Below are 7,119 nucleotides of genomic sequence, written 5' to 3' on the forward strand. Positions count from 1 at the left end.
ACGGTGGCCATTATTCGGTGACCGGGATTGGTCAAAATAGTTTGACTATTAGCGGCTAAAATCGCCCGGCGCTAACAGTCTGAATTTAGTAATCAAAGAAAATTATTCAATTCGAGCGCTTAGCCAGTACTCTCCATTCGAAGCTACGATTGCATACGTAATTCCATTTTTGACAGTTGGCGTATCTACGCAGGCAGCACCAACTTCCTTGGCGTCTGAAAACGAAAGTGTTGGATCGATTGCTTGTATAGTTGCCAATGCTGTCGCCGCGGCATAGTCGGAGTTTTCGAAGTACATGACTATGTTTTTGAAGCAGTTTTCGGATCCAAGATAGCTGAGTAGCACCGGTGTTACTCGAGTCCGAAAAGAAGCCTCCAATACCGGCAATCTTTGAACCGTTTTTGATCTGAAGTTCGAGCCCCATGCCGCTATCGTCTAGTTCGTAATCCGCATTCATGCTGCTGCAATTGGGGATATCGGAGAATTCCTCGTTAAGTCGATCAATAAAGCCTTTTGGGGAAATTGAAAACTTTCCGTCGCCAAGAAAAGATGTGATTTCCTTCTCGTTGCGGGTGTCAACGACCTCTCCGCATTTTTCGCATTCTCGTATTTCCTTTGAGGTGGCGTCCACGTAGTCAACTTCGGTAGTCCACGAGCCCGGTTGATGCCCAAGGGGTTCCCCCTCGGTTTTACCGCAGCGTTGACAGGTCTTCGGAACCGTGCACGTTGCTTCTTCCCATTCGTGTCCAAGCGGTTCCCCCTCGGTTTTGCCGCAACTTTTACATGTGCGAGGGCTTGTACAGGTTGCATTGGCCCATAGCTTGTGAGTGCAAAACAACTGAGGAAACATCATGGGCAAACAGAAAATGACAATAACTAACGCAGCGGCCGCAGTGACTGCCCGTTTTTTACCGCCGAATTTTTGAATAACGCGAGTTAGAAGTGAGGCGCTTTCATCTTTTTTACATGCGGTGCCATCTTCATTAGATGGCTGTTCTTCTGGGAGGGGGGTGTTGTCAGCGCCCTCAGAAAACTGGCTCTCTTCGATATCCGGCATCCGCTCGTCAGACTCGCCGGGCCCCTTCATCTTGTCACTCATATTTATCAAGGTTCCTTTCCCGTACTTAAGTGTGTTATGCGAACAGCTACGGCAGGTGAAATGGCCGGTGACATAACTATATCCCAGTTTGGGATATATCAAAATGGAATATAGCGTAAGCGGCATGAACGTTGATGCTAACAGGACATGCGGAAAATGCCTTTCCCAGATTCGTCGGGAGCAAGGTATCACTCAGGTTGAACTCGCAAAGAAACTGGGGGTACCTCAGTCGTTCATCTCAAAGGTCGAGACCGGGGAACGCAGCCTTAGGGTTTATGAGCAGTTTGTCTATGCGGATGCACTCGGAATTACTGTTGAGACGCTAGTACGTAAACTTGGGGCTGTTTTGAGTAGCGAAGATAATTAGATGACGCCACGCATCGATCATCAATTAGAAATTAAAACAGAGCTATAGGGCGAATGAGATGGTGCGAAGTGTGCCTTTATCAAATAGAAGCCAAAAAAATCAGCCTGGCGACTTTCCAGAGTGTAGGTCCCTGTAGCCGCCGCCAGCGAAGTTAACGTAGGGGAGGCCAGGGGCTTTGCCCCCAAATCTTTCCGCAGGACGGCAGGACCCCCGCCGCACGAAGTGCGCAGCGGGGGTCCTGCCATGTCCGAGGACGATTTGGGGGCAAAGCCCCTGGCCTCCCCGGTGGGTATACGGGACGGCGACTACAGGTATTCGATCTGGGCACCCTCGGTGTCGCACGTCAGAATATGTGTGTCACACTTGGGGAACTGCTCGCGCAGCTTGACCTGTAGGAACTTTGCCACGATGGTGTCGTCGGTCACAGCCATGAGGGTCGAGCCGGAGCCGCTGATCCAGATGGTCTTGGCGCCTCCGTTAAGGCAGGTGTCGCGCACGGCGTTGTAGTCGGGGATGAGGCGGCGGCGATAGGGCTCCTGGATGCGGTCGTCGTTGGCGGCGGCAATCAGGTCAAGGTCACCAGTCTCCAGGCCGCGCGTAATGCCGGCGATGCGGCCCATTTGCCATACGGCGGTGGAGAGTGGAATCTCCTGCGGCACAACCTTGCGCGCCTCGCTCGTATGTACCTCGTAGGGCGGAATCACAGTAATAAAACGAAGCTTGTCGCTTACCTCGTAGCGCAGGCACTGGGGAAGCGAATCGGTCGGCGTAAAGGAGCAGACGGCGCCGCCCAGGATAGCAGGGGCGACGTTATCGGGATGGCCCTCGACCTCGGTGGCAATGCGGACGAGCTCAGCGCGGTCGACGGTGTGGCCCGTCAGCGCGGCGGCAGCCATGATGCCGGCGACGACGCAGGTGGAGCTGGAACCCAGGCCACGGGCGACGGGCACGTCGGTCTGAATGTCGATAGCGACGGGGAAGGCCGGCTCGCCCCAGGCGGCCAGAGCATCGACAAAGCTCACATAGACCAGGTTATTCTCGTTTTGGAACTCCTCGGGGCAGCCCGTGATGGTGAGCTTGTCGGCGCGCTCGAAGGTGAAGTGCGAGTAGAGGCTGACGGCCATGCCGAGGGTGTCGTAGCCGATGCCCAAGTTGGCGCTTGTTGCTGGGACGGTGATCTTGATCATGTGAGTCCTCCTGGGCGGGTCTGGCCGTTTAGTTCGCTGCTCGGGCAGTCCTGGCTCGCTCGGAAAGCACATTAAGTGCTTTCCGGCTCGTGCGGAACTCGCGACGAACTAAACGGCCAGACCCGCTCGCATGCTCGTCATTATCCCAAAAGCTAAATAAAAAGAAGGTGCGCCGGCTTTCGCCGGCGCTTAATGAGGGATCTAGTTGGTGCTCATTCGTTTTGCTGCGGACTCGACGTAGCTTGCCATCTCATCGACGTCGCAGACGTCTTCGAAGCGGACGGGCTTGGACTCGAGTTCGGCGAGCTGGGCTGGGGCGACCGTGTTGGTTGCCTGCTCGAGCACGCGCATGGCCTCAAAGTCGTCCTCGGGAACGTCGAGGCCCAGGGCATCGCAGCAGGCGCGCGGGAACTTGTAGGGGCTGGCGGTCGAAAGCAGCACGCGGGCCTTGGCGCCCTCGGTGGGGGCGACCTGCTCAAAGACGTGATAGCCGCAAGCGGTGTGCGGGTCGATCACGTAGCCGTTGGCATCCCAGCAGCTCTTGATGGCGGCGCGAACCTCGTCCTCGCTGGCCCAGCCGCAGCCAAATACGCTCTGGATCTTGGCCAGCAGCTCGGCAGGCACCTCGTAGCGACCGGTCTGGGCAAGCTGCTCCATAAGGCCGGCAACGAGCTCGCAGTCGCCGTCGGACAGGAAGTAGAGCATGCGCTCCAGATTAGAGCTAATAAGGATGTCCATCGACGGCGAAATGGTCGTGAAGAACGGACGGTTGCGGTCGTAGACGCCGGTGGTCAGGAAGTCAGCGAGCACGTTGTTCTTGTCGCTGGCCACGACGAGTTTGGCGACGGGCAGACCCATGCGCTTGGCGTAGTAGCCGGCCAGGATATCGCCAAAGTTGCCGGTCGGTACGCAGAACTCCACGGCATCGCCGGCCTCGATGGCGCCGGCGCGCAGCAGCTGCGCATAGGCGGCAAAGTAGTAGACGACCTGCGGCACCAGGCGGCCGACGTTGATGGAGTTGGCGCTCGAAAGCACGGTGCCGGCGGCCTCCAGGCGCTCGGCCAGCTCCTTATCGGCAAAGATGCGCTTGACGGCACTCTGGGCGTCGTCGAAGTTGCCGCGGATGCCGCAGACGGCGACGTTGCCGCCCTCCTGCGTGGACATCTGCAGATTCTGCACGCGGCTGACCTTGCCCTCGGGATAAAAGACGGTGATGCCCGTGCCCGGGGCGTCGGCAAAGCCGGCGAGTGCTGCCTTGCCTGTGTCGCCCGACGTGGCGGTGACGATCATGATGCGCTCGGCGCCGCCGTCCTTGGCGGAAGTGCGGGCCATCAAGCGGGGGAGCATCTGCAGGGCGACGTCCTTGAAGGCGCTCGTGGGACCGCCAAAGAGCTCCATCACATAGGTCTGAGGGGCGTCAGCGCCCGGCGCAGCGTCGAGTTTGACGAGCGGCGTAACCTCTTCACTCGCGAACGTGCCGCGGTATGCCTCGTCGACACACGCCGAAATTTCTTCGGCCGTGTAATCATTCAGTAACATTCCCAACACATCTTGAGCGATTTCAAAGTACGATTTATCTGCAAGCGAGCTGATATCGACCTGCTGGGTGCCGAGCTCGTCCGAGACAAACAGACCCCCGTCGGGAGCGATGCCGGTGCGGATTGCCACCTTACTTGAGCACGATAAAGTGCGTCCTCGTGTACTATGATAAGTTCCCATATAACACTGCTCCTCGGATGCCTTGGTCCCAATCGGTGAACCCATGGTATCAGAGCGCGCAAAACAGGTTTGCAGAGGCTTTTAGAAAGGTAACCTCCAGCCCATGATTAAGATTGCCAAGTTTGGCGGCTCGTCGGTCGCCGACGCCGAACACTTCAAGAAGATCAAGGCCATCGTCGATGCCGACCCTGCCCGCCGTTTTGTGGTGGTTTCTGCCTGCGGTCGCCGCTTTAAGGGCGACACCAAGGTGACCGACCTGCTCTACCTGGTTAACGCACACGTTAAGTATCACGTGTCGTGCGAGGAGCTACTCGAGGACATTGGCCAGCGCTACTTTGATATCGCTGACGAGCTGGAACTCACCTATCCCATCCGCGAAGAGTTTGCGGCCTTTGCCGAGCGCGCCCGCTCGGGCGGCTACTCCACCGAGGAGCTCGTGAGCCGCGGCGAGTACTTCACCGCTCGCCTGATGGCCGAGTATCTGGGCCTGCCGTTCCTGGATGCCGCGACGGTCGTTGCGTTCCATCACGACGGTACGCTCAGCATGAACCGCACCTCCGAGCTGGTGCAGGAGTACGGTCAGCAGGGCGGCTTTGTTATGCCCGGTTTCTACGGCGCGACGCGTGAGGGCCAGATCAAGCTGCTCGATCGTGGCGGCGGCGATATCTCGGGCTCGATTTTGGCTAAGTGCCTGGGCGCCGACCTTTACGAGAACTGGACCGACGTCTCGGGTTTCTATTCTGCGGATCCGCGTATTGTTCCGGAGGCTCAGCCCATTGCGCGCGTTACCTACGAGGAGCTGCGCGAGCTTTCGTACATGGGCGCAAGCGTCCTGCACGAGGAAGCCGTGTTCCCCGTGCGCGAGGCAGGCATTCCGCTGGTCATCAAGAACACCAATGCGCCGCAGGATCCCGGCACCATCATTAGCGAGACGGCTGATGAGGGCGAGGCAGAGCCCATCATTACCGGCGTGACCGGCAAGCGCGGTTTTGTCGCCATCAACGTGGCCCGCGACCGCACCAAACCGCGCGTCGGCTTTATGCGCCGCGCGCTTTCGGTCTTCGAGCGCTATGACGTTTCCGTCGAGCATATGCCCACCGGCGTCGACCGCTTTGGCGCCGTGGTGCAGGAGCAGGACGTTCACGATTCACTGTACTCGCTCGTGGGCGACATTCAGCAGGAGGTCGAGCCGCTCGAGATCGAGGTTGTCGAGGGCCTGGCACTTATCGCGACCGTCGGCCGTAACCTGCGCGGTCGTGCCGGCATCTCGGGCCACCTGTTTGGCATGCTTGGCCAGGCTGGCGTGAGCGTGCGTATGATTTCGCAGAGCTGCGACGAGATCAATATCATCATCGGTGTGGAGGAGAAGGACTTTGATCTGGCGATTCAGACCATTTACCGCGCCTTCTCCGACGAGAACGGCATTGTGAAGGTCTCCGATCTGGAGGCTCCCGCGCCGGTCGATCCCGCCCTGGTCGCGCTCCACAAGTAGCTGCCATCCCGTTGATTTTTTGGGACATGTCTCATAAATCTACGGCGGGGCGTTTCGTTTCGGTTTCGTTTCGACGGGGCGGGTTTCGTGCCCGCCCCGTTCTTGTATACACTGGCAACAATAATCGGCCTGCTCGGCGTGCGGGCAAAAGCCACAACCTTTAAAGGGGGAAGCATGAAACAGTACACGGTTGCTATTTTGGGCGCGACGGGAGCCGTGGGCACCCAGATGCTCGAGTGCCTCAACGAGCAGGAGTTTCCGGTCGGTAAGCTCAAGCTGCTGGCGAGCGCGCGCTCTGCGGGCAAGACCGTTGAGTTCCGCGGCGAGCAAATCGTGATTGAGGAGGCTTGCCCCGAGGCCTTTGAGGGCTGCGATATTGTGCTTGGTGCTGCCGGCGACGATATCGCCAAGGAATTGCTGCCCGAGGCCGTAAAGCGCGGCGCTGTCGTGGTCGACAACAGCCATGCCTTCCGCATGGATCCCGAGGTGCCACTGGTCGTACCCGAGATCAATGCCGACGATATCAAGTGGCATCACGGCCTTATCGCCAACCCCAACTGCGCGACCATTATCGGCCTGGTTCCCACGTGGCCGCTGCATCAGCTCGCTGGCGTGAAGCGCATGATCGTCTCGACGTACCAGGCGGCTTCGGGTGCTGGCGCTCCCGGTATGGCCGAGCTCGAGGCTCAGCTGGCCGCCCTGGGCCGTGGCGAGGAGATTCCCGAGCCGCGCGCGTTTGCCGCCCAGCTCGCGAGCAACCTGATTCCGCAGATTGGCGGCGTCAAGGAGGAGGGCTTTACCTCCGAGGAGATGAAGTTGCAAAACGAGGGCCGCAAGATCATGCATCTGCCCGAGCTGCGCGTGAACTGCACCTGTGTGCGCGTGCCCGTGCTGCGCTCGCACTCCGAGAGCATCACGCTTGAGTTCGAGCGCGACATCACGGTGGAAGAGGCCCGTGCCGCGCTGGCTGCCGCTCCGGGTGTCAAGCTAGTTGACGACATGAGCGCCGAGGATGCGCACGACCGCTTCCCCATGCCGATGGACACCTCCGACCAGGACCTGATTTGGGTCGGTCGCGTACGCCGCGACATCTCGAACCCCGAGGCTGCGCGCGGCATCACCTTCTGGTGCTGCGGCGACCAAATCCGTAAGGGCGCGGCAACCAACGCCGTCCAGATCGCTAAGCTGCTCTGCGAGTAGTGTGACCTGTCCGGCGGGGGCCGGGCTTGGTTTTCAGAACGTCCTCGACCATGTG

General features: G+C 59.1%; 6 protein-coding genes. 3 read left to right on the plus strand and 3 right to left on the minus strand.

What is annotated here, in order from left to right; all coding sequences use genetic code 11:
• Nucleotides 1-106: 106 nt before the first annotated feature.
• Nucleotides 107-1,099, minus strand: coding sequence for a hypothetical protein (locus ABHR63_RS09805; RefSeq protein WP_346965432.1), 993 nt, complete (start codon nucleotides 1,097-1,099; stop codon nucleotides 107-109).
• 103 nt (nucleotides 1,100-1,202) lie between these two features.
• Between ABHR63_RS09805 and ABHR63_RS09810 the strand changes: the two genes are divergently transcribed.
• Nucleotides 1,203-1,466 carry a helix-turn-helix domain-containing protein gene (locus tag ABHR63_RS09810; RefSeq protein WP_346965995.1) on the plus strand — a complete coding sequence of 88 codons (264 nt, stop codon included), beginning with the start codon at nucleotides 1,203-1,205 and terminating at the stop codon, nucleotides 1,464-1,466.
• A 305-nt stretch (nucleotides 1,467-1,771) separates the two neighbouring features.
• Here the strand turns inward: ABHR63_RS09810 and thrB are convergent, their stop codons facing one another.
• Both thrB and thrC read right to left on the minus strand, forming a co-directional pair.
• Entirely contained in the window at nucleotides 1,772-2,653 is an 882-nt protein-coding gene (thrB, locus tag ABHR63_RS09815; RefSeq protein ID WP_346965433.1) for a homoserine kinase, read from the minus strand.
• Between the two features lie 201 nt (nucleotides 2,654-2,854).
• Nucleotides 2,855-4,372 carry a threonine synthase gene (thrC, locus tag ABHR63_RS09820; protein WP_346965434.1) on the minus strand — a complete coding sequence of 506 codons (1,518 nt, stop codon included), beginning with the start codon at nucleotides 4,370-4,372 and terminating at the stop codon, nucleotides 2,855-2,857.
• 103 nt (nucleotides 4,373-4,475) lie between these two features.
• On the opposite strand from thrC, the gene ABHR63_RS09825 reads away from it, so the two are divergent.
• Nucleotides 4,476-5,864 (plus strand): aspartate kinase, encoded by a 1,389-nt coding sequence (locus ABHR63_RS09825; RefSeq protein WP_117766542.1) that lies wholly within the window; start codon nucleotides 4,476-4,478, stop codon nucleotides 5,862-5,864.
• Nucleotides 5,865-6,038: 174 nt separating this feature from the next.
• Complete coding sequence (locus ABHR63_RS09830; RefSeq protein ID WP_117640200.1) at nucleotides 6,039-7,064, plus strand: aspartate-semialdehyde dehydrogenase; 1,026 nt, start codon at nucleotides 6,039-6,041, stop codon at nucleotides 7,062-7,064.
• Nucleotides 7,065-7,119 lie beyond the last annotated feature (55 nt).

The organism is Collinsella aerofaciens (genome assembly GCF_039752775.1).
Lineage (GTDB): Bacteria > Actinomycetota > Coriobacteriia > Coriobacteriales > Coriobacteriaceae > Collinsella > Collinsella aerofaciens_R.